General features: G+C 36.6%; 19 protein-coding genes. 7 read left to right on the top strand and 12 right to left on the bottom strand.

Annotated elements, in window-relative coordinates:
* Positions 1 to 44: 44 nt before the first annotated feature.
* Positions 45 to 2,111: an efflux RND transporter permease subunit gene (locus tag ACTNEP_RS00455; RefSeq protein ID WP_441159574.1), complete on the bottom strand. Its 2,067-nt coding sequence runs from the start codon at positions 2,109 to 2,111 to the stop codon at positions 45 to 47.
* A 159-nt stretch (positions 2,112 to 2,270) separates the two neighbouring features.
* Here ACTNEP_RS00455 and ACTNEP_RS00460 point away from each other — a divergent pair, with 159 nt between their 5' ends.
* Complete coding sequence (locus ACTNEP_RS00460; protein WP_441159575.1) at positions 2,271 to 2,858, top strand: TetR/AcrR family transcriptional regulator; 588 nt, start codon at positions 2,271 to 2,273, stop codon at positions 2,856 to 2,858.
* A gap of 615 nt (positions 2,859 to 3,473) precedes the next feature.
* Positions 3,474 to 5,828, top strand: a complete 2,355-nt coding sequence (locus ACTNEP_RS00465; RefSeq protein WP_441159576.1) for a transglycosylase domain-containing protein — start codon at positions 3,474 to 3,476, stop codon at positions 5,826 to 5,828.
* Between the two features lie 159 nt (positions 5,829 to 5,987).
* Here the strand turns inward: ACTNEP_RS00465 and ACTNEP_RS00470 are convergent, their stop codons facing one another.
* Entirely contained in the window at positions 5,988 to 6,548 is a 561-nt protein-coding gene (locus ACTNEP_RS00470) for a thioredoxin family protein (RefSeq protein ID WP_441159577.1), read from the bottom strand.
* A gap of 293 nt (positions 6,549 to 6,841) precedes the next feature.
* Here ACTNEP_RS00470 and ric point away from each other — a divergent pair, with 293 nt between their 5' ends.
* A complete protein-coding gene (ric, locus tag ACTNEP_RS00475; protein ID WP_441159578.1) occupies positions 6,842 to 7,528 on the top strand; it encodes an iron-sulfur cluster repair di-iron protein in 687 nt (228 codons plus the stop codon).
* 178 nt (positions 7,529 to 7,706) lie between these two features.
* Here the strand turns inward: ric and ACTNEP_RS00480 are convergent, their stop codons facing one another.
* From ACTNEP_RS00480 to ACTNEP_RS00510, 7 genes are read right to left on the bottom strand one after another with little or no spacing between them, the layout of a single operon-like run.
* Entirely contained in the window at positions 7,707 to 8,354 is a 648-nt protein-coding gene (locus ACTNEP_RS00480) for a response regulator transcription factor (protein ID WP_441159579.1), read from the bottom strand.
* 4 nt (positions 8,355 to 8,358) lie between these two features.
* Positions 8,359 to 9,423 (bottom strand): sensor histidine kinase, encoded by a 1,065-nt coding sequence (locus tag ACTNEP_RS00485; RefSeq protein ID WP_441159580.1) that lies wholly within the window; start codon positions 9,421 to 9,423, stop codon positions 8,359 to 8,361.
* A gap of 5 nt (positions 9,424 to 9,428) precedes the next feature.
* Positions 9,429 to 9,884: a GAF domain-containing protein gene (locus ACTNEP_RS00490; RefSeq protein ID WP_441159581.1), complete on the bottom strand. Its 456-nt coding sequence runs from the start codon at positions 9,882 to 9,884 to the stop codon at positions 9,429 to 9,431.
* A 38-nt stretch (positions 9,885 to 9,922) separates the two neighbouring features.
* Positions 9,923 to 10,603 (bottom strand): respiratory nitrate reductase subunit gamma, encoded by a 681-nt coding sequence (gene narI, locus ACTNEP_RS00495; protein WP_441159582.1) that lies wholly within the window; start codon positions 10,601 to 10,603, stop codon positions 9,923 to 9,925.
* Positions 10,600 to 11,157 carry a nitrate reductase molybdenum cofactor assembly chaperone gene (gene narJ / locus ACTNEP_RS00500; protein ID WP_441159583.1) on the bottom strand — a complete coding sequence of 186 codons (558 nt, stop codon included), beginning with the start codon at positions 11,155 to 11,157 and terminating at the stop codon, positions 10,600 to 10,602. The genes narI and narJ overlap by 4 nt, the downstream gene beginning before the upstream one ends.
* Positions 11,150 to 12,685 (bottom strand): nitrate reductase subunit beta, encoded by a 1,536-nt coding sequence (gene narH / locus ACTNEP_RS00505; RefSeq protein WP_441159584.1) that lies wholly within the window; start codon positions 12,683 to 12,685, stop codon positions 11,150 to 11,152. Before narH ends, narJ begins: the two co-directional genes overlap by 8 nt.
* Positions 12,675 to 16,343, bottom strand: coding sequence for a nitrate reductase subunit alpha (locus ACTNEP_RS00510; RefSeq protein WP_441159585.1), 3,669 nt, complete (start codon positions 16,341 to 16,343; stop codon positions 12,675 to 12,677). The genes narH and ACTNEP_RS00510 overlap by 11 nt, the downstream gene beginning before the upstream one ends.
* Positions 16,344 to 16,686: 343 nt before the next feature.
* On the opposite strand from ACTNEP_RS00510, the gene ACTNEP_RS00515 reads away from it, so the two are divergent.
* Positions 16,687 to 17,376, top strand: coding sequence for a Crp/Fnr family transcriptional regulator (locus tag ACTNEP_RS00515; RefSeq protein WP_441159586.1), 690 nt, complete (start codon positions 16,687 to 16,689; stop codon positions 17,374 to 17,376).
* Between the two features lie 187 nt (positions 17,377 to 17,563).
* On the opposite strand, the gene ACTNEP_RS00520 is transcribed toward ACTNEP_RS00515, so the two are convergent.
* Both ACTNEP_RS00520 and ACTNEP_RS00525 read right to left on the bottom strand, forming a co-directional pair.
* Positions 17,564 to 18,367, bottom strand: a complete 804-nt coding sequence (locus ACTNEP_RS00520; protein ID WP_441159587.1) for a hypothetical protein — start codon at positions 18,365 to 18,367, stop codon at positions 17,564 to 17,566.
* Between the two features lie 144 nt (positions 18,368 to 18,511).
* On the bottom strand, positions 18,512 to 20,005 hold the full coding sequence (locus ACTNEP_RS00525; RefSeq protein ID WP_441159588.1) for a nitrate/nitrite transporter: 1,494 nt from the start codon (positions 20,003 to 20,005) through the stop codon (positions 18,512 to 18,514).
* A 210-nt stretch (positions 20,006 to 20,215) separates the two neighbouring features.
* Here ACTNEP_RS00525 and ACTNEP_RS00530 point away from each other — a divergent pair, with 210 nt between their 5' ends.
* Entirely contained in the window at positions 20,216 to 21,712 is a 1,497-nt protein-coding gene (locus ACTNEP_RS00530; RefSeq protein ID WP_441159589.1) for an alpha-L-arabinofuranosidase C-terminal domain-containing protein, read from the top strand.
* A 391-nt stretch (positions 21,713 to 22,103) separates the two neighbouring features.
* Positions 22,104 to 24,638: a LamG-like jellyroll fold domain-containing protein gene (locus ACTNEP_RS00535; protein WP_441159590.1), complete on the top strand. Its 2,535-nt coding sequence runs from the start codon at positions 22,104 to 22,106 to the stop codon at positions 24,636 to 24,638.
* Between the two features lie 121 nt (positions 24,639 to 24,759).
* On the opposite strand, the gene ACTNEP_RS00540 is transcribed toward ACTNEP_RS00535, so the two are convergent.
* Positions 24,760 to 25,860 carry a PQQ-dependent sugar dehydrogenase gene (locus ACTNEP_RS00540; protein WP_441159591.1) on the bottom strand — a complete coding sequence of 367 codons (1,101 nt, stop codon included), beginning with the start codon at positions 25,858 to 25,860 and terminating at the stop codon, positions 24,760 to 24,762.
* A 150-nt stretch (positions 25,861 to 26,010) separates the two neighbouring features.
* Between ACTNEP_RS00540 and ACTNEP_RS00545 the strand changes: the two genes are divergently transcribed.
* Complete coding sequence (locus tag ACTNEP_RS00545; protein WP_441159592.1) at positions 26,011 to 26,823, top strand: ATP-grasp domain-containing protein; 813 nt, start codon at positions 26,011 to 26,013, stop codon at positions 26,821 to 26,823.
* The last annotated feature ends 56 nt before the right edge of the window (positions 26,824 to 26,879 follow it).

The raw sequence follows: 26,879 nt of genomic DNA on the forward strand, positions 1-26,879 counted from the left end.
TCAGAAGGTTATCGTCCGATTGTCCAATCTTTTGAGGTGGGGTTTTACGGACGGTTATCGCCTTCATAGAAGTTTGCTTTCCATGTTGTCTTTTCTATTACTTTATCAAACACTAACAGCATTGCTGGCAAGAAAAATACAACTAATACAAAGGCCAGTAATGCTCCTCTACCAAGTAATAAACCGATCGATCCAACAATCGGATTAGTAGAAGTCATCCATAATATAAACCCAACACTTGATAAAATCGAAGCAGAAACCAAAATTGAAAAGATTTTTTCATCAATTGTTTTCTTAATAGCTTCGAGTGCAGACATTTTTTTTCTGTTCACATGGTAGGCTTCTGATAACAGAATCGCATAATCTACTGTTGCTGCCAATTGAACAGTACTTATAATCAAATAACCTACATACACGAGTGATGAATCCATAAAGTATGGTACAGATAAATTAATCCAAACCGCTGCTTGTATCGTTAACAGGAGTACAATAGGCATGGAAATCGAACGGAAGGTGATTAATAACACAATGGCAATAGCTACAACCGTTAGTATGTTAACTATGACATTATCTTTCTCCACTGTGTCTTTAATATCATAGAGTGTCACACTTTCGCCTAGAGCATGAACATCCTCACCGTAATAATTTTCTGCTATTTCTGTTGCCTCATCAATCAGTGTAAAAGCAACATCTCCCTCTTCATTTGCATTTGAATGAATGATAATCCGTGAATAGTTTTCTGAGTAAAATTGTTCTGTCACGGACTCATCAAGATACTCTGGTGGAATTGCTGCATCAACTGTATTAACATAAGCGAGTACGCTAGAAACATGATCGAGTTCTTCTAAATAATGTACGAGTTCTTCTTCTTTCGCAAGGTCACCTTTTGGCACCAATAAAACCATCGGCGTATACTTACCAAATGCATCTTCAATCTTTTGTTCATCTACACCGATACGCGTTGAATCAGGGTGTTCCCCTACACCATAAATAAAGTTGGTATTACTTTGCGCTAGAAAAGCAGGGATAATGATTAACAGTACAAGTATTAAGCTCGGTATTCTCCATTTTACAACACGTCTGCCAAGATTCTTAATAGTTGGTATAAGCTGCTTATGTTGCGTCTTATCAATCCATTTATAGAAGGTTAGTGTTAATGCCGGTAAGAAAACCATTACACTAATAAAACTTAGTACGATACCTTTTACTAAATTAATACCTAAATCAGCACCAATTTCAAAATCCATAAATGTAAGTGCCATAAATCCGAAAAATGTTGTGGATGCGCTCGCCGCGATAGCAGGGAACGATCGTTTCAATGCCAATCGCATTGCGGCTGTCGGACCTTCTCCTTTGTTACGAAAATCAGAAAAACTATGTAACAAAAAGATCGCATAATCAAGCGACACTGCTAACTGAAGGATTGGTGCAACAGACTGTGTAACAAAAGATACTTCACCCAAAAATATATTAGTTCCAAGGTTGATCAGCACCGATACACCAATTGCGGTAAGGAAAAAGATTGGTTCTATCCAAGAATTTGTCGACAGTACCAAAATGATAATGATGATTGGAACTAAGAGTAAAGCAGCATATGCTGATTCAGATCCAGCCATTTTCTGTGATGTGGCCGTATCTACTGCTTCCCCATCCAATGCATTTTCTTCGCCAATCAATTCATAAATTTGATCGGTGATTTCTACTTCATCACCATCACGAATATGAAAAGAAAACAAAGCGTTATTATCTTTATAGTAAGATTCAACCGTATCTTCATCTGCCATTTCAATTGGTGTTTTGATATCAATAGCATCATCTAACCAGGTCACATCACTGACTCCGTCAATAGCTGCCAATTGCTCTTTATAAGCTAGTGCTTCCTGTACGGTTACATCGTGAACCATTACGCGCGAGTTTGCGACGGATGCTTCAAATTCATCTTCCATTGTATCCATCGCTTCTGTTGATGGCGCATTATCTGGTAAATAATCTACCATATTATAGTTAACAGATACTGCAAATTGTGCGATCACACTAATCAAGGCAATGATAATAAATGTGATGACAATTGATTTTTTATGTTTAATTATCTTTTCTGAAAAGTCAATCATTGTTCATCCTTTCTTGCAAATTTACTCAATCCACTTTAATATTATATAGACACTGTGTTGGATATTCAACAAACAGTTATGTATACCGCGTTAGTTATCCAACAGATTTAATTATTTTGTTGGAAATTAACAAAATTTTCACAATTAAGGAGTGTTTTGGTGCGCCCTAAATTAGATCGTCGTAAGAAGTATACCCAAATGGTCTTGAAAAATAGCTTAATTCAGTTAATGAACGAGAAGACTTTTTCTTCGATAACTGTCAAAGAGGTCTGCTTACGTGCAGATATTAACCGTTCAACCTTTTACACACATTTCAACGATGTTCAGGACTTACTTGATTCTATAGAGGAAGAAATTATTGAAGAAATGAACAAATCTCTACAAGCACTAAAGTTTGCCAAAGAAGAAGAATCAATCAAAATGACTGAAAAATTATTGGAATACGTTAGAGAACGAAAAGAAATTTTTGAAGCATTGTTGGAAAATAATACTGGAACAAGCTTTGAAAAGAGAATGATGGATATAGCAAAGCTTTGTGTAATGGACAACACACCTATAACAAACACAGAGGTGGCTTCCTACTTAAGTACATTTATCATCAGTGGATCTGTTCATGTTATTAAAGACTGGCTGTTTAACGACCATAAACAATCGCCCAAGGAAATGGCCGAACTGATAAACCAGTTTAATAACAAAGGGCTAGAATCCTTAAAAATGATAAATTCCGATACTCCCCCTCCGTATTAGAAGTGTCGATCAAGAAACGAGTAACTCAAATCTTTTATGTATGTCTAAACATTTCTTCAACTGTAGTCCTGTTTAGTTGAAGAAAGTTTCCTCCATCTAGCCAATAGCTACATTCTTACCCTCATCAAAATCAGAACGATACTGTCCATTTCACTTTTATTTTTAGCTTATGTTCCCTTATAATATTTCTACCCTCTCTTTAACAAAGCTACTTTTCTTTACAAGTAACAATAAAAAATTAAAATTTTCCCTCAGGCATGTATTATTTTTTTGAAAGTGTCCATAATTAAGAATGATAGATTTAGTATTCTTTAAACCTTTTCGTTGCTAAGTCAACTAAACTTATAGTCTCTTTCATGGTTATATATTGATAGATTATGAGTTTTATAAAGTTACGATTTTCATGATAAAGGTTGCTAATTCTGTTGGCTCCAATCAGGTAATGTGTATATCTGAAAGGACATAAAGCAAATACGTTTATTTATTTTTAAACGGTCAAAATATCCTAAAGTGCATAAAATAAATGAATATAACAAGCAACGGATGACATATGGTTTATAGGATAAATAAACGGGTAGTTTCTAATCAGAAATAAAGTTAGAGAGGTTGAGTATGATGAAAAAGAGAAGTACTATAAGAAAACAAAAAAGATTGATCAAAAACAGAATGATTACCTTTTTTCTTTTCTTATTCCTTGTTATTGGGGGCATTTCTCTCTTCGCTTTCATGAAAGATACACCTGCATTAGCTGAAGCTCAATTACAAAATCCAAGCACTTCCGTCATCTATGATAAAGATGGTAATAAGGTTGCCAACATTGCTGGGGTTGAGCATCGTTTACCATTAAAAATAGAGGATATTCCACCTCAAGTACAAAACGCATTTATCGCAATCGAAGATGCTCGATTCCGTAAGCATGCTGGAATTGATATTAAACGTATTGCAGGAGCAGCTGTAGCTAATATAGAGCAAGGATGGGGGGCTGAAGGTGGTAGTACGATCACACAACAAGTAGTGAAGAATACATACCTTTCACCTGAAAAAACATTCAAGCGAAAGGCTCAGGAGGCATACCTTGCCTTGCAGATGGAGAGAAAATATTCAAAGGATCAAATTTTAGAAATGTATTTAAATAAGATATATTTTGGAAATGGAGCTTATGGTATAGGAGCAGCTGCTGAAGTTTATTTTAATAAAGAAGTAAGTGAACTTACCGTTTCCGAAGCAGCATTACTTGCCGGATTACCTCAACGACCAAATGGTTATAATCCTTTTAGTAATCCAGAAGAGGCTGAACAAAGAAGAAATATTGTATTATCAGCGATGGAGAGAAATAATTTCATCTCCTCAGAGACTGCTGAAGAAGCAAAAAGTATCGATATTGAAAGTATGCTTCATCAAGAACAGAAAAAACAAGTTTATCAAGGATTTATTGATCATGTAATCAATGAACTAATCGATAAAGGTTTTGAAGAAAACGAGCTTTTTAACGGTGGCTTTCACATTTATACAACGCTGGATACGGAAGCACAATCTTTCACCAACAAAGTAATGACAGGCACAGATACGATTCCTTTTCCTGACGATGCTTTTAAAGCTGGAGTGGCATTGATCGATACAAAAACCGGTGCGATTCGAGCAATTGGTGGTAACAGGGACCCTGAAAGTCAAAATGTACAACGAGGATTTAATTTTGCTACTGACATCCAGCGACAACCCGGTTCAACGATAAAGCCTATTCTAGACTACGGACCAGCAATTGAATATAATCAATGGTCTACGTATCACCAAATAAATGACGAACGACTCGAAATCGATGGAAAGGAATTTAAAAACTTTGATGGCAGATTTCACGGTATGGTTTCGATGAGGAAGGCTCTTGTACACTCTTATAATATTCCAGCGATCAAAACTTTTTTAGAATTAGAAAATGAACAAGTCAAGGAATTTGCTGCTAACCTCGGGATAGACCTAGAGCATCTTTATCCTTCTTATGCGATTGGTGGGTTCGGTGATGATGACGGAGTTTCTCCATTAGAGATGGCGGGTGCTTATGCAGCGTTCGGTAACAACGGTCAATATCACGAACCATACGCTGTAACTAAAGTAGAATATCCAACTGGCGAAGTAAGAGAATTGCAATCTAAAGGAGAGCAAGTCATGAACGATTATACCGCCTATATGATTACAGATATGTTAAAAGATGTAGTCGAAGAAGGTACTGGTACACTTGCTAAAATTGATGGTTTGCCTGTAGCTGGTAAAACAGGTACTACCAATTCACCAGAAGGTGTTGAAAATGGTGCAACTGATTCCTGGTTTGTAGGTTATACAACGGCGTATACTGCTGCTGTTTGGACCGGGTACGAAACCACTACTCGTGAGCAATACGTCAGCCAAGAAGATGCACGCATTTCCAGATTAATATTCAAAGAAATTATGTCACATGTCTCGCAAGATATTAATACAGCAGACTTTACAAAACCATCCAGTGTAGAGGAAGTACAAATAGATACTCGTAATGGCCAGGTAGCATCTGAGCATACACCTGCTAGTCATATTATTACCGAACTATTTGTAAAGGGGACAACGCTACCAACGAAGTATATTCCTGAACGAAAAAATACAACAAACAACGATTCCGAACAACAGGATGAGGAGGAACAACAAAGGGAAGAAAGGGAAAACGAACAGCCAAACGAGGAAAAAGAGATAGAAGAGAAAAATTCCTCTGACAATGAAGATCAACCTGACTCTAATCATAGCACCGACGATAATGACAATGAAGAAAAACCTGATAAAGAGGATCATAATAATTCACCAAACAATAATAATGAAGAAAGACGTAACGATAAAGAAAAGTATACAAGCGAATCAGATCAGACAGATCAATCAGAATCCGAGGAGAAACCCAATACTGAAGAGAATAAAGTGGAATCTGAGGATAAAAATAGTGAGGAAGAAGATTAATATAATGAATACCGAATAATAGGAATAAGCATAGGGTACCGAATCACTAACGAGGGCGGTACCCTTTCTTATTTAAAAAGGATAAACTAGACTCCCTATAAGAGAGTGTCCCTGTTACAGATAGAATAAATTTATTCGTAATCATCTGTTGATCATTATTCACTTATCTAATAAAGATAAGAGGGTTTTTTTAAAGCTTTCATACACATACAACCAGATCGTTTTATCTTCTGTATACCTTAATGTTAGAGTCTTAATGAATTCCTTTTGTTTTTGTTCAAAGGTCGGGTCGTCTTTAGATGGTAATGATGCACGTCCACTATCAACCATTTTTTGGACTTCTGCAGCTCGCGGCCCCCATTTTCCAATTAGTTGGCCCTGACCATCTAGCATTAATACGATTGGTATTGCTCTACCACCATTGGTTAAATGACGGTCAATTAAATCCGTATCTTGGTCTCTCAACGCGACTCGTGCTTCAATATTACCTGCTTCTGCTATTTTGCGAATAATTGGATTAATCATCATAGCATCGCCACACCAATCTTCGGTAATAGTCAAAAAGTGTATATCGCTCCCTTTTAATTTCTCTTGTAACCCATCATTTGGTAAAATAAAATTATCATATACGTGAAAACTCTCATCTTTCAGTTTACTCATTTCATCCATATAAATTTGTATCGTTCTACCTTCTTGAAAATATTGTTCTTCTGTTTTCATTTTAAACACCTCTTTGACCTTGCTATGTTGTTCAAAAACTTAGCACATTATCAAAGAAAAGTACAGAGTTAACCTTATTGTCATAGAATCGTTACTACAATAGATAGAAGTAACTTTTAGAATGATTACCTCATTCTATTTTATTTAATCTCCACGAGTTGAATCAGTTTGATAATTTCCAATTCTGCATCTAGCAGGCAGCCATGCTTACTTCCTAAATGTGATTATGCTCACAGCATTACATTGGCAGAAGCGATATATTGAGTTTATATACTTAAAACGGAGGGATTTTGATGGATAATAGATTTAATCAGAATATGAAAACTGGGTTTATTGTGACACAGTTTCCAAAAGCAAGCTCTATTTTCAAACAATATAAAATAGATTATTGCTGTGGGGGAAACCGACCAATTGGTGAGGTACTTGAAGAGAAAGAACTCGATGCAGAATCGATTCTCAAAGAAATTAATCATCTTTATAAGATTACGAACATTCGGGATCAATCAATAGATTGGACAAACATAAACACTGTTGACCTTGTGGAATATATTGTAGACGTACATCATGGATATCTAAAACAAGTGTTACCTGAATTAAATCAATATGTAGCAAAGGTATATCGTGTTCATGGTGAACGCCATCCAGAACTTAGTACTATCTCTAAAGTTTTCCAGAAAATGAAAGGTGAGCTGAAAACTCATCTATTTGAAGAAGAGAGTATACTTTTTCCAAAAATGTTTGAGAATGATGTAGAAGAAGTTAGAAAACTTATTAAAGAATTTGAGGATGACCATACTCAGGTAGGTAAACTTCTACAAATACTTCGTGAAAAAACAGGTGATTATACAGTTCCTAAAGGGGTTTGTAATACTTTTAGACTAACTTATTTAAAATTGGAGGAATTGGAAGCTGATTTATGCCAGCATATTCACTTAGAAAACAATATACTTTTCCCTCGGTATTCAATCAATAACATCTAGTCTCATTGCATGCGCCTACACATTCATTTATCTCTTCATAAAATTCCCTTTATTAGGACCTGCATTTTAATTGGAGATACACAAAAGAGAGTTCCTTAAACATTAGGATCTCTCTACTAAACATTGTAAAAGATGTCTACATTTTCATCACTCTGCCTGTATATAAACACTACCTCATTTAAAAATCTAGCAATTTCTTTTTCAAGGCGTATTCAACAAGCTCCGGTTTGTTGTTCAAGTTTAATTTTTCCATTATTTTGGCTTTATGAGCTTCGACCGTTTTAACAGATACATATAGCATATTGGCTATTTCCTTGTTCCCGTACCCTTTGGCAACAAGAGGAAGTATTTCCAGTTCTCGTTTAGTTAGAATTTGTAACGGATCTGAGCGGTCAACTTCTCCATCTTGCTTTACAAATTCTTTCACCAATGAGTTAGCCATTTTAGGTGAAATATATGTTCCATTTTGATGAACAATACGAATAGCAGAAATTAGTTCCTCATCAGGTGCATTCTTAAGTATATAACCTGCTGCCCCATTCTTTAATACATGAAACAAGTATTCATCATCATCATGCATCGTTAAAATTAAGATTTTTGTTTCGGGAAAATCATCATGAATTTTACCTGTTGCAATTAATCCACTTTCACCAGGTGGCATGCTTAAATCTAGTAAGATAACATCCGGATGGTGTTTGGCTACTTCCTGATAGGCTTCTACACCATCGGCTGCAGTAGAAACCACTTCCATATCATCTTGGTAATTGATAATCATGGAAAAACCACTGCGAACAACTGCATGATCATCTGCAATAACAATTCTCATAGGTTTAATCATTCTCCTCTATAACGTCTTCCTTAACCGGCACAGATAAATAAACCGTGGTCCCTATCCCTTTTTCCGAGTGAATTTTTAAATTACCATTAATTAATTCTGCTCTTTCCTGCATTCCATACAAACCGATTCCCGATCCTTTTATATCTGGATGATTGACATCAAACCCTTCCCCTTCATCTTTAATAAATAATTCTAATCGGCTATTGGTTTCTGTTAACCTAACAAAGATTTCATTGACTTTAGCATATTTTACAGCATTAAAGATCGCTTCCTGTCCCACACGATAAACAGCTGTTTCAATATCGGATGTATAGCGTTTTTGATTAATAGTAGAAATGAAACGAAGCGATACACCATAATGCTGTTCAATCCATTTTATATGTGACCTGAAGGCTGCTTCTAATCCTAAATCGTCTAATGAAGCCGGTCGTAAAAAAACAGAAATATTGCGAATATCATCTATTAAACGATTCAATGACCCTTCCGTTCGTTGAAGCTGTTCTTGAATTTCACGCTCATCTTTCATATATTTTGTTATTCTCATATCTACTAGAGTACTAATTAATTCCTGTAGCACGCTATCATGAAGTTCTCTTGAAATTCTTTTTCGTTCACTTTCCTGGGCCTCAATCACTTTTCTCATCATTTTATTTTGATAATAATTTTCTTGTGTTTTGTATTGTAACGTTAAGTCTCTAAGCATAAATACATATACTCCGTCATCTTCATCAATCGTATGATAGCTTGCTGCATATGGAACAATTCCGTTATCGCGGGTTTCTAAATAAACCTGAAATGAAGTAAAATCGCCTTCTGGATCTTTTAAATAGCAGTTAAAACAAGTCATCAGTTGCTCATCACTTGTATACCCACGGCAAAATGAACAAATAGAATGTACCTCTCGATTTTTGATAGCTTCTAATACTCGTGGATCAATAATTTGTTCAGCAGCAGGGTTTAACGCTAATACACTGCCCGTACTATCTAAAAAGAAAATGGCTTCCGAACTGTTTTCATACATCTTTATTAAAAAATCTACCATTTGTGATCTCGTCATTGAAATCAATTCACCTTCATCTCCTTAGTATAAAACGGGCCAAAACGATCACCAATATCTTCCATTAATTTTTCGTATGTTTCTTCTGTCACTTTACCTGTTGTTCTTGAAGCAATTAATAGTACAGCTGCAACCCGGTAGCGATCAAATAAAGGAATAGCTATCAAGCTTTTTAATCCTTCAAACTGAATAATCGGATATTCAAAGATAGAATTAGGTGATATAGATTTACCTACATCAGGCATTTTTATATCCTTACCCGTTTTAAAAACTGTTCCAGCAATTCCTTTCTCAGCCTTTAAAGTAATTCGATTTAAACGGTTATTTCGATTACCATCTATGTATTCCCACTTTAACATATAATTACTTTCGGGTTTAACGAGTGCCAAGGCTGTAAGGTCAAGTGAATACTTCTCCCTCATCGTTACAATAGCTTGTTGAAAATCAAAACTTTCTCCCATGAACACTCTTCCTTCCTTTTATTTTAGCATATCCAACGTTATTTATGTCTGTGTTTTCGGTATAAAATATAGCTTCTTCCTATATAATTTAAGGGTACACTCCATACATGTACTAACCGTGTATATGGCCACAATCCGAATATTAAAAATCCGAAGAAAATATGCAATTTAAATGTTAACGGTACATCTGTCATAAAAGATATATCTGGTCTGAAAATCAGTAGCTCTCTAAACCATATGGAAATGGTGTCACGGTAATCAAAATCATGTTGTACGTTATTGGTTACAAGTGTAGCGTAAACTCCCAAAAAGACAATAAGAAGTAGCAAGAAATTAACAGCGATATCTGAAGTAGAACTTAACTTACGAACAGAACGCTTTGTAATTCTTCTAGTTGTTAGAATAAGCATACCTGCTAATGTTACTATTCCAAAAAAACCTCCTACATAAATGGCACCGAGATGATATAAATGATCATTTACCCCTATCGACCTCATCCATTCTTTCGGAATACCTAAACCAGCTACATGGCCAAATATAACTGGAATAATTCCAATATGAAATAGGAAACTACCAATCATTAATTGTTTTTTTTCAATAAATTCACTAGATTTAGCGGTCCACGTAAATTGATCATGTCTATAACGGTATATGTGTCCAATAATAAAAGACGTTATACATAAATAAGGGAATATTACCCAAAGGAATTGATTGATCATGTTGCCTGCACCTCCTGTTCTATCAGGCAAAATTTCATTGTTTCACGTAAACTTTTAATAAGATAATAATAAGGCGATTCCTGTTGTTTCAGATCATGTAATACATGATAGGTTCCATCCTCTATTACCGCAAAAAGCATGGCAAAACTTTCTGGTGCACGATCATCATTTACCCATTCCGCTGCATAAATAAATTCACACATTAAAGGCAAGTAATCAGACAATTCTCCTTTAGGCATATTTAAACCGAACATTTCATATAAAACTTTTAATCTCGCTAACATTTGTCCGCGTCCTTTACTATCCTCGAATTTAGCATAAGTCATATATAAAGAAGATTCTTTCTTAAAATCAAAAGTTTCTATATAAAGCTCTTGTAACTTATCTACACGCATACTCTTAATCAATTCCCAATATTGAAAAGCATCCACTGCACCTGGATCCGTCTTATCAAAGAACAACAAAGGACTTTGAAGCTGATCAGGATAGGAGAAGTGTTGACTATAAAAAGCAAAAACATTTTTACATTGATCAAGCTTTTTAAGATTAATCACGCCAGATCCCTCCATAGAAATTTTCTTCATATATCTCCTTACCTGACTTTCCTGTTTGCATTGCTGGCCCGCATTCATCACAATCCATACCATACCCTTCAGAACCTTGAGCTCGATAAGGATCCATATACTCTTCTTTATGGCTTGTTGGAATTACAAAGCGATCTTCATACTTCGCGATGGATAATAAACGATACATTTGTTGTGTTTGATGTGCTGTTAATCCTACACGTTCTAATCGAGCTTCATCAAACTCTTTACCACTAGATAGTGCACGCATATAGGAGCGCATGATCGCCATTCTCTGCAACGAAAATTTAACAGATTTCGTATCACCGGCTGTTAGCATATTAGCAAGATATTGAATCGGTGTACGCATTTCCTCTATTGCAGGGAAGATCATCTCCGGATTTTGGATCGAGTCCTTTCCTTCAAAATAACTCATAATCGGACTCAAGGGAGGTACATACCACACCATTGGTAAAGTTCGATATTCAGGATGGAGCGGGAATGCTAGTTTATATTCTATCGCCAGCTTGTACACTGGTGAGTTTTGAGCTGCTTCCAACCAATCTTCGGCAATTCCATCTTGCCTAGCTTGTTCGATCACTTCAGGATCATTTGGATCTAAGAATAAATCACACTGTGCCTCATACAAATCTTTTTCATTTTCTGTTGATGCTGCTTCTAATACACGGTCTGCATCATATAAAAGTACACCAAGATAACGAATTCTGCCTGTACAAGTTTCGGAACAAACTGTTGGTAAACCTGACTCAATTCGCGGGAAACAGAATGTACATTTTTCTGCTTTATTCGTTTGCCAATTGAAATAAACTTTTTTATATGGACAGCCCGTCATACAATAACGCCAGCCACGGCATGCTTCTTGATCGACTAATACAATTCCGTCTTCATCACGTTTATACATTGCTCCTGATGGACAAGATGCTACACAGCTTGGATTTAAACAGTGTTCACAAAGACGCGGTAAATACATCATAAATGCTTTATCAAAATTAAATTTAATTTCTTCCTCGATTTTTTCAATATTAGGGTCCTGTGGGCCAGTTATATGACCACCGGCTAAGTCATCTTCCCAGTTAGGTCCCCAATCAAGGTCCATTTTCTCACCAGTCACAGCAGACTTTGGTTTAGCAACGGGCTGGTGATTTTTTTCACTTGCATTAGTTAAGTGTTCGTAATTGTATGTCCAAGGTTCATAATAATCTTTCATCTCAGGCATATCAGGATTATTAAAAATTTTCCCTAAAGCAATTTTGGAAAGCTTTGTGCCGGATTTCAATTCTAGTTTGCCTTTATGCAGTTTCCATCCCCCTTTGTATGTTTCTTGGTCTTCCCAGCGCTTTGGATAGCCAATACCTGGTTTTGTTTCCACATTGTTAAACCACATGTATTCTGCACCTGGACGATTAGTCCAAGTACTCTTACATGTAACACTACATGTGTGACAGCCTATACATTTATCCAAGTTCATGACCATTGCTACCTGTGCTTTAATCTTCAAGCCAATCAACCTCCTTCATTTTTCTAACAGCCACATAGACATCACGTTGATTCCCGATCGGACCATAATAATTAAATCCATAGCTTAATTGTGCATAACCTCCTACCATTTGTGTTGGCTTGACATGTATACGAGTAGGTGCATTATGACTTCCACCACGTTCACCAGTAATTTCTGAGCCAGGAACATTAATATGCTTATCCTGTGCATGATACATAAACATCGTCCCTTGTGGCATTCGATGACTTACTACTGCCCTTGCGGTCACAACACCATTACGGTTATATACTTCTAACCAATCATTGTCCTGAATATTCTGTACTTTTGCGTCCACATCACTAATCCACACAGTTGGTCCGCCTCTGAATAATGTCAGCATGTGGAGATTATCCTGATAAGTACTATGAATATTCCATTTACCATGTGGTGTTAGATAACGTAAAACCAATGTATCTTTTCCACCAATAACTTTCTTATCTTTTGATCCAAAAACCATCGGTGGCAGTGTCGGCTTATATACCGGTAATGCTTCACCAAATTGCAAGAAAATTTCATGATCAATATAGAAATGCTGTCTACCTGTTAAAGTTCTAAACGGTACCAATCGTTCAATATTTGTGGTAAAAGGTGCGTAACGTTTATTTCCTTTATTAGAACCAGTAAATACAGGTGTCGGAATCACTTCACGTGGTTGTGCTGTCATTTGCTCAAAGGTAATCTTTTCAGCTGCACGATCTGCTGAAATATCTTTTAACTTCACACCTGTATCTTTCTCAAGTGATTCATATGCATTTTGGGATACCTCCCCGTTTGTAGCTGACGAGAGGTGCAGCATGACATTTGCTACTTGTCGAGCAGTTTTCAACTTTGGCCTCCCATTTTTAATAGATTCATCTAAATAGGTGCCATTAATAGATTTAAGTTCCTCGTATTGTTTTTGGACAGAAAAAGTAACACCATGGGCACCGAGCTTTCCTTTCTCGACATTCGGTCCTAAAGCGATGTATTTATCGTAAATTTGAGTATAATCTCGTTCAATAATCGAAATATTCGGCATCGTTTTTCCAGGTATCGCATCAATTTCACCTTTTTTCCAATCCTTAATAATTCCATTAGGCTGCGCAATTTCATTGGGAGAATCATGACCTAGTGGTGCCGTTACAACATCTTTGTAGGTACCTGGAAGATGGGTTTTGGCCATTTCTGAAAATGTTTCGGCTAACGAACGATAAATGTCCCAATCTGAGCGAGATTCCCATAATGGATCAATCGCTGGATTAAAAGGATGGACAAATGGATGCATATCTGTAGATGATAAATCTGTTTTTTCATACCATGTGGCTGCTGGCAAAACAACATCCGCATACATCGGTGTTGCTGTCATCCGAAAGTCTAAAGCAACTAATAAGTCAAGCTTGCCTTCTACATCTTCACGCCACTTTATTTCTTCTGGCTTCTCCTCTTCATTCGGTGTCGATAGTAACCCATCATGTGTACCGAGTAAGTGCTTCATGAAATATTCTTGTCCCTTTGCAGAACTAGACACAAGGTTAGATCGCCAGACAAACATCGTTCTAGGGAAATTTTCCTCTGCATCAGGATCTTCAATGGCAAATTGCATTTTCCCTTTTTTTAATTTATCTACGGTGTATTTTACGATTTCTTCGTTTGATTTTTTTCCTTGCTTCTCCGCTTCCTTGGCTAAATTTAAACTGTTTTGATTAAACTGTGGATATGATGGTAACCAGCCTAGTCGTGCTGCTAGAACGTTATAATCGGCTGGGTGTTTATAGCGAAGTTCGCCACCAGTTGGAGATTTCAAAGTCTCCGTCCCCATCTCTTCGTATTTCCATTGATCTGTTGCAAAATAGAAAAACGATGTAGCGTTCTGTAAACGCGGAGTACCTTGCCAGTCTTTGACAAATGCAACAGTAGACCAACCTTCAATCGGACGACATTTCTCTTGCCCTACATAATGTGCCCAGCCACCTCCATTTTTACCTTGACACGCTGTCAAAATCACCAAGTTTAAGATCGAACGATAAATAGTGTCACTGTTAAACCAGTGGTTAATTCCCGCTCCCATAATAATCATCGAACGGCCACCTGTATCAATAGCATTCTGAGCAAATTCACGTGCTATCTGCGTCACCACAGAAGCTTTTACACCAGTAATTTTCTCTTGCCATGCAGGTGTATAATGAGACTTCTCATCATCATAGCCTTTTGCCTCGTATTTACTTCCGATTTTTTTAATTCCGTATTGACTTATCATTAAATCATAAACTGTTGTAATATAATGACTTTTACCATCTGCAAAAGTCACTTTTCTCACAGGTATAGGTCGTTTAAAAGTTCCTTTTCCACTATTTTCGAAATATGGGAAAACTATTTCCTTCCATTCCGAATCTTTAGATACCATAGATAATGCTGGCCTTATATATGTTCCATCTTCTTTTTCCAAAGAAAGATTCCATTGCTCTCCTTCTTCCCACCGTTGACCCATTGTTCCATTGGGGACTACTATTTCTCCAGCTGCTTCATCGTAAATAACAGGTTTCCACTCGGAATGTTCTGTTCCCTGGCCTATATCACTAGCTCGTAAGAAACGACCTGCTTTTAATTGCTCACCTTCTTTATCTAGCATGATTAAAAAAGGCAAATCAGTATATTGTTTAGCGTAGTCGATAAACAATGGTTCTTTCCGTTTTTCATAGAATTCATCTAAGATAACGTGCGTCATTGCTTGTGCAACTGCTGCATCCGTTCCTGGGTTTGGTGCTAACCAGTTATCAGCAAATTTAACATTCTCTGCGTAATCAGGTGCGATGGAAACCACTTTGGCCCCCTTGTATCGGACCTCTGTCATAAAGTGAGCATCTGGTGTCCGAGTAAGTGGTACATTCGAACCCCACATAATGAGGTACTGAGCGTTATACCAATCAGACGATTCTGGTACATCCGTTTGTTCACCCCAAATTTGCGGTGAAGATGGGGGCAAATCAGCATACCAATCATAAAAACTTAGCATTTCTCCACCTAACAAATTAATAAATCGAGCACCGGAAGCATAACTTATCATCGACATTGCCGGAATTGGCGTAAAACCAGCAATACGGTCCGGTCCATACTTTTTAATGGTATAAATGAGTTGAGCTGAAATGATCTGTAGTACATCTTTCCAATTAGCCCGAATATGGCCACCTTTACCACGAGCAGATTTATAGATTTTAGCTTTCTCATTATCCTCCACAATACTTGCCCAAGCCTCTACAGGATCTTTATGATCAGCCAAAGCTTCACGCCATAAACGCCATAATGTACCTCTAACATACGGATATTTCACTCGTAACGGACTATATTCATACCAAGAAAATGAAGCACCTCTCGGACATCCTCGTGGTTCAAATTCTGGCATATCCGGGCCACATGACGGATAATCAATCTGTTGATTTTCCCAAGTAATAATGCCGTTCTTGACAAAAACCTTCCAACTACATGAACCTGTACAGTTAACACCATGAGTCGTCCTCACGACCTTGTCATGTGACCAGCGATTACGATACATATTTTCCCATTCTCGATTTTTTTCCTCTAATAATGACCAATTACCAGAATAACGTTCGATTGGCTTCAAATATTTCAATCTATGTTTCATAATGGTATTCACTCCTTTTACTCGAGATCTCTACAGTAGTTTGATCAATCGTTATTTTTATTATGAATCAAATGTGAAGAAATGAACATTAGGGAAAAACCTATAAACTTGTGGAATTACCCTGTGTTGAGTAATAAAGAAAAGAAGCAGGTAAGTGTAAGATTGCGGAAGATAGATGTATGTTGTGGATAGCACTTTAACGATGGTCTCTCATGTATTCATGAAACTCCTTAGATAAATTTAGGGTATTCCCTCATTATCATTTGAAACGACTTTTGGTAGGCTAAAAGTAACTAACTGTTCAGATTACAACGAAACTAAAGCGACGAAGGTGGGAGTATGGATGTTACAAGTAAAAGCAAACTTTAAGCAATTTCCATTATTTCAACAATTGACCGAAGATGAACTAGATCGTTTACGAGAAATATCGATCGAACGAACATATAATCAAGGTAAAATCTTGTTCCACCAGGGGGAACCTAGACATACCGTTTATTTCATTCTGTCCGGTTTTATTAAGGTGTATAAAGTTAATTCTACAGGTCAGGAACTGATCACGAATATACTACACACACATGACATGTTCCCTCATTCCGGCTTTTTTGAGAAAACACCCTACCCTACATCAGCTCTGACACTAACAGATGTTCGTCTTCTATCGGTACCACTTAGAGAGTTTAAACTGTTGTTATTAGAAAAACCAGGTATCGCTATACAAACGATGCAAGTATTGGAGGAGAAGTTGTGGAAAGTACAAGAACAGCTACAGTTTATGCAGACTCAGGATGTGTTTCACCGAGTAGTATTAATACTTGTACGTTTTGCTAATGAACTAGGGGTTAAGAGAAGAGATAACATCATTTCCCTAACATTACCAATTACGAACGCAGAATTTGCAAATATGATCGGTGTATCTCGGGAAACAGTAAACAGGGTATTTAACTATTTGAAGAAAATAGGAGTAATGTCTTATAATCGAAAACACATTCTCATTCAAGATATGCAAAAATTGAAAAGCTATTTAATAGATTAAAATTGACAATAGAGGAATAATCAAATAGCTATTATAGAAGGCATGATAAATGAGGGTGTGGCAAAAGAGTTGTCCAGAAGGAAAAATCCGAACACTAATATCTGAAAGCTCTCAGCGCTTCGGCTTGTTCGGATCCTCCTTCCCCTATTTCGTTCTATCCCTGCTTCTTTAATTATGTAGTATTAGCTTACCTACTATTACGTGTCGAAAACATATACCCAATCATCGCTAGTAGTAAGATCTTTTTTTCGCGATCAATATCACTTGAAACTTGCACAATATCGTTATCGATATCTTTAAAAATCGTTGTGTACTCGAACGGAAATCTTCCATTGTAAAAGTATGCCCAACGATGACCCTGTTCATCACGGATATCAAAATCGCCATATGCTCCATTCGTTTTGACAGATAATATTGGTAGACCATGACGATCCAATAGTTTACCTTTTATCTTAACCAAACTCTTAAAGTCTTCCTGTTCGTATTGCCCAATATAATTATCATCAGAATCATAGACATCTAGGACTGTTTTCGCTATTCCTCTTTTCTTAAACGAAAATATTTTATCACCTTGATTAGAAAAATAATGAACTTGGATTGGTAAAAACGAGATAACGTTAAAAAAAACGAATGGATACTGCCACCAAGTTAAAGAACTGAGTTTATATAGTCCCATAAAGGCTCCAGTTTTTTCAAAAACCAATAATTGTGAAATAAATGTTGCATCTTTTTTTACGACAAAATGATCAATTTCTTCTATAGTAGCATTAGACAAAGGAATATCGATACCTTTTACTTTCTGATATTTATTTCTGCTTATAAAAACAATTAGAAGCAAAAAGATACTAGGAAATAGTAAAAAGCTTACATCGACCCACTCATCTGCTGTTGTTGGCGTGTCAAAGACCAAAAATATCGCAATAACTACCAACACAAAGCTTAACAAAATTACGGCTAATTTCTCTCTACGCTTATACATTGCAGCGATCATCATTATTCCCCCTCTTCCATATTATAAATGATAAGTAAAAAACTTAACAAAAAGAGAGAAAATAATGTGATTAGCAAAGCTAACTCGGAAGAATAACCTGAAGGTACTTACGTCAATAAAGGGTTGTTTAAATTTAAATAAAGACTAGTCATACATTTCGCTAAATACCCCTACATAATTAGTAATATTTCCTCCTGAATCCTGTAACACACTTATAGATAGCCATTGCGTGTAAAACTCTCCATTTTTACGTTTATTAGTGATTTTGCCTTGCCAAATTCCTTTTTCTTTTAGTTGGTTCCACATTTCCATATAAAAATTTGCATCTTGTTTTCCAGAGTTTAAAATATTTGGATTGTGACCGATAACCTCTTCTTCCTGATAACCAGTGATTCGTTCAAAGGCATGATTTATTTTGGTAATCTTGCCATTTTCATCTGTTACTAAAATACCCTGCCCTGCATTATTTACAATATAATTGGAGAGATTCAACTTATCGGTATAATACATCCAGATGATGATTATTAAACTGGCTAATGCCAATTGCGACAGTGCCATAAACCCTATCGCATAGTGGCCATTGATATCATACACAAAAGTCAGAATGAGCGGTGGAAAGAATCCACCCAATCCTCCCATTGCAGCAACAATACCATTTACAATCCCTGCCTGTTTAGTGAAATATAATGGAACTAATTTAAAGATTGTACCATTGCCAATACCGGCAAACAACGCTACAGATAAACTACCAACAGTATATAACATAATTGTAGGTGAAAAAGATAGCAATATGCCGGAAATCGTTAAGCCGGTAAAAACGAACATTAATACTTTGAATGGATTAAGTCTATCTCCTAACCATCCACCAACAGGTCTAAGTATTGTACATACCACAATAAAACCTGCTGTCCGTAAACCAGCATCCACTTCCGAAAGCTGAAATTCCGACACTAAAAAATTAGGTAAATATACAGTTAAAGCAACAAAGGAACCAAAAGTTAAAAAGTAAAAAAAGCTTAAAAACCATAATTTGTTATTTTTATAGACACCCAACACTTGTTGCTTTAACGATGTTTGTACTTTTGTTTCCTTACGGTCACCTAAAAAGAAATTTAAGATTGCAAACAGTAATAAAGGAATAATAAATGTAAATACCGCTATTCGCCAGCCTACCATTCCTGCAATAATCGGTGAACCAAATGAGGTGATAGCGGTCCCGATGTTACCCACACCATAAATCCCATTGACGAATCCATGTTTTTCTTTCGGATAATATTTGGGTAAGGAGGTGACGCCAATAGAGAATATTGCTCCACCTATACCTAAGAATAGTCCTGAAATAATTAAATCGGTAAAGCTATTGGCCATGCCCAAATAACCAACTGGAACAATCAAAAAGAGTAAACTTAAAACGAACAAACCACGTGCTCCAAAGCGATTAGTATAAAAACCCAATGGAATCCGCAGAATAGAACCCAAAATTACAGGTACTGCTGTAACAAAGGAGATTTGTCCTGCAGTTAAACTAATATCTTGTTTAATAAAACTCATTAAGGATGAAAGTAACACCCACACCATAAAACCAACTACAAGACTAAGTGTTTGTAAGGGTAGTTGAAACTTTTCAACATTTTTCATATTCGTCCATCCTCTCCTTCATTTATTATATTTATCATATCAGCTCCTCTATAATTTTATTGTGATACATTTCACATTCATACTCGAAATTTTTAAAAATGAGAAGCAAGAACTTATTGTAAGCGGTTTATAAAAAGGAATTAACCATGTATAGTAAAACTATACACTGCTTTTCAGATTTAAAATTAATGGGAAAATGAGGTGGAAACGATGGGAAAAGAAACAAAGGTTGAAGTGAATGCAAGGCGTGTATTACGTAGTAGTAGCTCCCTGATTTATGGTCATTTTATGGAACATTTTCACCGGCAAATTTATGGAGGAATTTACGATCCTGAATCCCCTTTCGCAGACGAACACGGATTTCGTAACGACGTACGCGAAGCATTAAAAAATATTGGAACACCTATTGTCAGATGGCCAGGTGGTTGTTTTGTTTCTAATTATCACTGGGAGGATGGTGTGGGAGAACGAAAGCCTTTTTTTGATAAAGCCTGGAGAGTTGAAGAGCCAAATCTATTCGGAACTGACGAATTTGTTACCTTCTGCCATTCGATAGAAGCAGAACCATATATTTGTACAAATGCAGGGACTGGTACAGCTGAAGAGATGAGTAATTGGGTGGAATATTGCAACCTTAAAAATGAAGGAAAGTATGCAAAAATGAGACAAGAAAACGGTCATGAAGAGCCATTTAATGTAAAATATTGGAGTATCGGTAATGAAAACTATGGTAATTGGGAAATTGGGGCAAAAGACCAAAAAGAATGGGGCCGATTCGTATTAGAATCTGCTAAAATGATGAAACGGGTAGATCCTTCCATCGAGCTACTCGCGGCCAGCATTTCTGATTTGAATTGGAATATTAACCTTTTAAAGGAAGCAGGAGACTTTTTAGATTGGATTTCGATACATGGTTATTGGGATCGTCTCCATGAAGTAGACAATCCTTCCTCCTATGAAACTTGTATGATCCATACGTTAGAGATAGAAGAGCAAATCTTAAAAACAAAATATATACTAGGATCACTTGGCTATCTAGACAAAATAAAGATTGCTTTTGACGAATGGAACTTGCGGGGTTGGCACCATCCAAATGTCCATAGAGGGGATTGGATGGCAGATAACATTATTTCAGCAAGAGATCGCAATGATATTAATTCTACCTATACAATGGCAGACGCTGTTTTTAATGCATGTTTCCTGAATATTTGTTTAAAACATAGTGATATTGTTGGAATGGCGAATTTCGCACCTATTGTGAACACTCGTGGTGCTGTTTTCACCCATGAGGATGGGCTTGTATTACGTTCTACTTACTATGTTTTTGAATTATACTCAAAATATATGGGAGATAAAATAGTTGACTCATGGACTTTTCAAAATGATATATTCGAAGTGAATAATGAGGGGAAAAAGTATGAAGTACCATCATTAGACGTTATAGCTACAACAAGAGATGGATCCAAAAACTTAAGAATCGCTATGGTTAATAGACATCCAGAAGAAAAAAGAATCGTTAACCTAATAACCGATAGTCAATTTGAACATGGAACTGTCTATTCTATTGTTGGTTCTTCTAAGGATGCCTACAATGACATCAATCAACAAGACAACTGTAAGACTGTCCAGCATAAGATGAAAACGAATGCAAAAGAGATGGCTGTAGAGGTTGAGCCTCATTCAGTAAATATATTAGTTTTAGAATAATTATAATTATTGCCCCTGTTCCCTTCTGGCAACAGGGCTTTTTCATTTCTCTAGCAATTTACCTCTCTTTTCTATTTAACAAATATAGCAAATGTAAACTAGCATGCAAATATCATTAATCTAGATATTATCATTACATTTATATTACAACATTGAAAATCAAAATCCCTTATTGTATTATATTATTAATTAATTTATACATATTTTTCTAGCCTATTGTTATTAACTTAACAAAAATGATAATCAAATAATAGATAGTTGCTTGTTATTCTCTATTGGTTATTGTTTTTATTAAAATGAAAACGTATACATACGAAAGGAGGGATTCTTAAAGGTAAATGAAGGTATTACTGTCTTTCTTAAATTTGACCATTTTGAAAGGAGAGTTTTCATGAAATCTATCAGTAGTAAATTAGTTATCACGCTAGTCTTTTTTATGTTAGTTCCAGCAATTGGATTGGCAGCATCCAATCAAGAACAATCGTATAAGGGCAATAAACCTGGACAGCCTTTAGCAGGTCCTGTACCTCATTTTGAAAACGTATCGGTACATGATCCTTCCATTATTAAAGATGGCGATACTTTCTATGCTTTTGGTACCCATATTGAAGCAGCAAAATCTACAGACTTGATGAGTTGGGAAAGATTCACAAATGGTTATACTACACCTGGTAACGCGTTATATGGCGACCTCTCTGAAAATTTGGCTGGTTCGTTTGAGTGGGCTGGTGAAAATGATGCGGATAGCTATGGTGGATTTGCAGTATGGGCACCAGATATTTTCTATAATGAAGATTATATCAATGAAGATGGTTCCAAAGGAGCTTACATGATCTATTATAGTGCATCCTCGACCTACATTCGCTCTGCAATCGGCTATGCTGTTGCAAAGGATATTGAAGGGCCATATGAATATGTGGATACTGTCGTTTATTCAGGCTTCACAGAAGAGGAAGCCTATGATAATAACAGTACAGTTAATAAGCAATGGGAAAATACGAATATACCGGACTTGATTGATGAAGGAATATTAGTAGAAGAAAATGAGAACTGGTTTAATAGTAATGGATCATTTAATAATACGATGTACCCTAATGCAATTGATGCCAACCTGTTCTATGATGAGAATGACAGGCTTTGGATGAGCTATGGATCATGGTCTGGTGGTATATTCCTGCTCGAAATAGATAAAGAAACAGGTCAGGTTATTTATCCTGGTGAAGACGGTGAAACGGATGATGGCAGAATGATCGACCGGTACTTTGGAACGAAAATCGCCGGTGGCTATACTCAATCAGGTGAAGGGCCGTATATCGTATACGATGAGAAAGCCGATTATTACTATTTATATGTAACATATGGCTGGTTAGGTGCAGACGGCGGATATAATATGAGAGTTTTTAGGGCAACGGATCCCGAGGGACCATATGTGGATGCTAAAGGTCAAGATGCTGTACTTCCTGGGAATGTTTCTAACCATACCTATGGCAATAAAATAATGGGGAACTTTATGTTTGATCGAAAAGTTGGTGAACCTGGTTATGGTGATGGCTTTGGATATGTATCCCCAGGCCACAATTCTGTTTATTTAGACGACGAAACAGGTGAACAGCTACTAGTCTTCCATACTCGTTTTCCTAATCAAGGTGAAGTACATGAAATGAGAATCCATTCCATTTTTATGAATGAAGACAATTGGCCAGTGGTATCACCTTACCGTTATACTGGCAAGGAACTTGAAAAGGTAAATAAAAAGGATATAGAAGGTTTGTACAAACTTATTAATCACGGAAATGAATACTCTGATGCAATAGAAACTTCCGAGTATGTAACACTTGAGCAAAACAACAAAGTAACTGGTGCAGTAGAAGGTACCTGGAAGAAAACAGGACCTAACAAAGCAGAAATTACACTTGATGGTGAAAGATACAAAGGTGTATTTGTTCCGCAATGGGATGAAATATCTGAGCAATATGTGATGACTTTTACAGCAATGTCCGATGAAGGGATTGCCATTTGGGGCAGTAAGCAAGAAAATAGATCTGATGCTGAAGTAGTAAAGGCAATTGAAGAAGAGCTTGATTTAGGCAATACCAACGAAGTAGTAAATAATTTGGTGCTACCGGTAGTAGGTGCAAACGGCGCAACTATTAGCTGGGAAACATCGGACGAGTCTGTCATTTCAAATACTGGAGAGATTAATCGTCCCTCAGAAGAAGTTGGCCCACTAAATGCAATGTTAACGGCTACTATTACAATGGGAGAGGCTACAGCTACAAAAACTTTTGCAATTACAGTACTACCCTATCAAAACGCTGAATTGACTAGCCATTTTCCATTTGATGGAGATTTATCAGATCAATATGGTGATTTCGGTAGTGGCAGTATAACAGGCGATCGTATTACCAATACCGGGGGATCCATTTCCTATGGAGAAGGTGTGCACGGAGAAGCGCTCTATTTAGATGGAGAATCTGGGGTCTTATTGCCCGATAATCTGATAACGAACCATCAGTATTCCGTATCATTCTGGGTCAAACCTGAACAACTGACCACTTATACGACCACGTTCTTCGGTGGAGAGCCTAACAGTTGGATCAGTTTGGTACCACAAGGACCTGCTGGAAACAGAACAATGCTCTGGTCAGGTGAAGCATGGTATGACGCTCCAGCTAGCTACACGATTAATACGAACGAGTGGACACATGTAGTGTTTTCCGTCAATAACGGTTCGGTTAAGCTATACTTAAATGGTGAAGAAGAGTTCTCCGGATCTAACTTCCCAGATGTATTCACAAATGCTGATGCTGATTTCAGTCTTGGTGTAAACCACTGGGACTCACCATTTAAAGGTTTTATTGATGACCTGCAAATTTTCGATGGAGAACTATCACCAGCACAAATAGAAGATCTTTCAGCTCAATAGTCCGCTAAAAAGCTCTTTTCCGAATTCGGAAAAGAGCTTTTTTACAATAGTTATAAATTCATTATTGTGAAAATTCGTTGAGTCGAAAAAATGACTATTAGCTAAGTCTATGGCCCTCTTCTTATATTCCATTTAAATCTTTTAGGGGGAGCTTATAAAGTATGTCATCCGTATCTGCTGGATTTCCACGCCCATCGGTATTATTCGTAATAACATATAAATTGTCCTCATCAATTAACACATCTCGGACTCTACCAAGGTCAGAAATAACCTCATTTTGCTCCCCTGTTTCCAGATCAAATGCCAATACTGCAGATCCTCTCAAAGCAGCTACATATAATTTACCATCATGATAAGTCATACCGGAAGGAGCCCACGTTTGATCTGATCCTGAAGTAAATAAAGGAGAGAGCATACCTTCTCGCTCTTCATTTCCTTCAATGATTGGCCAGCCATAATTCTGACCAGCTGCAATTTGATTAATTTCATCATTTGCACTATTACCATGCTCACTAGCATATAATGTACCATCTTCAGACCAGGTCAAGCCTTGCGGATTACGGTGTCCTAGACTATAGATATATGAATCTTCAAAAGGATTATCTTCAGGTATCGAGCCATCCAGATTCATTCTCAAGATCTTTCCACCTAACGATTCAACTTCCTGGGCAATAGCGGGATCAGATGCATCTCCAGCAGTAGCATACAGTTTATCATCAGGCCCGATCTTTAATCTTCCTCCATGATGATAGGTACCACTTGGTATTTTATCTAATAGCACCTCTTCCTCTGTCCATGTATCCCCATTTAAACGAAGGGTCACAATCCGGTTAAATTGCCCTGCATCATCTTCATATGTGTAATAACCATATGCCAGATTTGATTCGGAAAAGTCCTGATCCAATACAAAGCCAAGGAGACCTGCCTCTGAGGCATCCGCTAACTCTTTTTCAAGATCTACATTTTGTCTATTTACTTGTCCATTTTCTATCTTTACAATAGCTCCTGGTCTTTCGGACAGATAAAACGTATCATCATTCTTTGCTATTGCCCATGGAATTTGAAGATTTTCTGCGATTACTTCCTCTTCTTCTGATGCATCCGTTGTTACTAGTTGGTCTTCGTTCTCCGGTTCATCGGAACTGTGTGGTTGATCGTCTTGGGAGCAAGCAGTAATGAAAATTAGAACAAATACTGAAAAGCTCATCACTTTCTTTAGCATTATTTCACTCCTTAAAAGATATAGGTTCTTATAAATATGATAACGTGTTAGCTTTGTTAATTCCAAATTTTTGAACCTTGAAAAAAACCTCGCTTTTTTTCAAATTCATGCTAATATAATAATGAAAACAAAAGATGGGGAAATGTAAATATGAAACTAGTTTCATTTAATGCTTTTCGAACAATTGGAATTCCAGGAGTACGTTATATTAAACCGGAACATATGTTTAATGAGATCGATGTCATTAAAGAAGCAGATGTTGTGCTGTTTCCTGAAACATGGCAAGTTCCGACACTTGTTTATGGATTAAAAAAACAAATATTCCCAAGTATTGAAACAATGCAAATTGGAGCAAACAAAATTGAAATGACCCGTGCATTATGGGCGGTTGCCAAAGAGCATGTACCATATACTGAAATACTGGCAAATACAGATGGTAACATTGCTGATGTATTAGCAACTTTTCCTTTCCCGTTTGTTGCGAAAGAAGCGAAAAACTCAATGGGGAGAGGAGTCTTTCTCATCGAAAATGATGTCCAATTTATCGATTACGCTCATCATAACGAAATACTCTATGTGCAAGAATATTTGCCAAATGATGGAAGAGATTTACGTGTCTGTATTGTAGGGGATCAAATTTATGACGCTTATTGGCGAATTGGACAAGAAGGGGAATTTCTTCATAATGTAGCAAAAGGTGGAGAGGTTAGTCATCAATTAATTCCTGAGGATGCATTAAGATTAGTCTTGAAGATTGCTAATCTATTAAATATTAATCATGCTGGATTTGATATAGTAGTAAGTGAAGGTAAATATTATATATTAGAATTTAATGTGTTGTTTGGCAATCAAGGTCTCAAGAGACAAAAAATGACAGTTGCACAAGCAATTCAGCAATATATATCCAAAAATTTTGTACCACCACATCCAACTTCACCTGCACCAGGTAAAATTATTTCTTAAGTGTGGGGACAGGCGAAAACTTCATAATTAGGATTAGCCCTTCGTTCTAGCCTAGA

The sequence above is a fragment of the Gracilibacillus sp. HCP3S3_G5_2 genome (assembly GCF_052063305.1).
In the GTDB taxonomy this organism is placed as follows: domain Bacteria; phylum Bacillota; class Bacilli; order Bacillales; family Amphibacillaceae; genus Gracilibacillus.

What these genes read in the sequence shown, in the direction of transcription:
- ACTNEP_RS00515 (WP_441159586.1), top strand. Translation starts at nt 16,687, where the DNA reads ATGTTACAAGTAAAAGCAAACTTTAAGCAATTTCCATTATTTCAACAA.
- ACTNEP_RS00535 (WP_441159590.1), top strand. Translation starts at nt 22,104, where the DNA reads ATGAAATCTATCAGTAGTAAATTAGTTATCACGCTAGTCTTTTTTATG.
- ACTNEP_RS00530 (WP_441159589.1), top strand. Translation starts at nt 20,216, where the DNA reads ATGGGAAAAGAAACAAAGGTTGAAGTGAATGCAAGGCGTGTATTACGT.
- ACTNEP_RS00510 (WP_441159585.1), bottom strand. Translation starts at nt 16,343, where the DNA reads ATGAAACATAGATTGAAATATTTGAAGCCAATCGAACGTTATTCTGGT.
- ACTNEP_RS00455 (WP_441159574.1), bottom strand. Translation starts at nt 2,111, where the DNA reads ATGATTGACTTTTCAGAAAAGATAATTAAACATAAAAAATCAATTGTC.
- ACTNEP_RS00540 (WP_441159591.1), bottom strand. Translation starts at nt 25,860, where the DNA reads ATGCTAAAGAAAGTGATGAGCTTTTCAGTATTTGTTCTAATTTTCATT.
- ACTNEP_RS00520 (WP_441159587.1), bottom strand. Translation starts at nt 18,367, where the DNA reads ATGATCGCTGCAATGTATAAGCGTAGAGAGAAATTAGCCGTAATTTTG.
- ACTNEP_RS00490 (WP_441159581.1), bottom strand. Translation starts at nt 9,884, where the DNA reads ATGGGAGAAAGTTTTGATTTTCAACAAGCTATTGTAACGATGAGGGAG.
- ACTNEP_RS00470 (WP_441159577.1), bottom strand. Translation starts at nt 6,548, where the DNA reads ATGAAAACAGAAGAACAATATTTTCAAGAAGGTAGAACGATACAAATT.
- narI (WP_441159582.1), bottom strand. Translation starts at nt 10,603, where the DNA reads ATGATCAATCAATTCCTTTGGGTAATATTCCCTTATTTATGTATAACG.
- ACTNEP_RS00485 (WP_441159580.1), bottom strand. Translation starts at nt 9,423, where the DNA reads ATGACGAGATCACAAATGGTAGATTTTTTAATAAAGATGTATGAAAAC.
- ACTNEP_RS00525 (WP_441159588.1), bottom strand. Translation starts at nt 20,005, where the DNA reads ATGAAAAATGTTGAAAAGTTTCAACTACCCTTACAAACACTTAGTCTT.
- ACTNEP_RS00465 (WP_441159576.1), top strand. Translation starts at nt 3,474, where the DNA reads ATGAAAAAGAGAAGTACTATAAGAAAACAAAAAAGATTGATCAAAAAC.
- ACTNEP_RS00480 (WP_441159579.1), bottom strand. Translation starts at nt 8,354, where the DNA reads ATGAGAATTGTTATTGCAGATGATCATGCAGTTGTTCGCAGTGGTTTT.
- ric (WP_441159578.1), top strand. Translation starts at nt 6,842, where the DNA reads ATGGATAATAGATTTAATCAGAATATGAAAACTGGGTTTATTGTGACA.
- ACTNEP_RS00545 (WP_441159592.1), top strand. Translation starts at nt 26,011, where the DNA reads ATGAAACTAGTTTCATTTAATGCTTTTCGAACAATTGGAATTCCAGGA.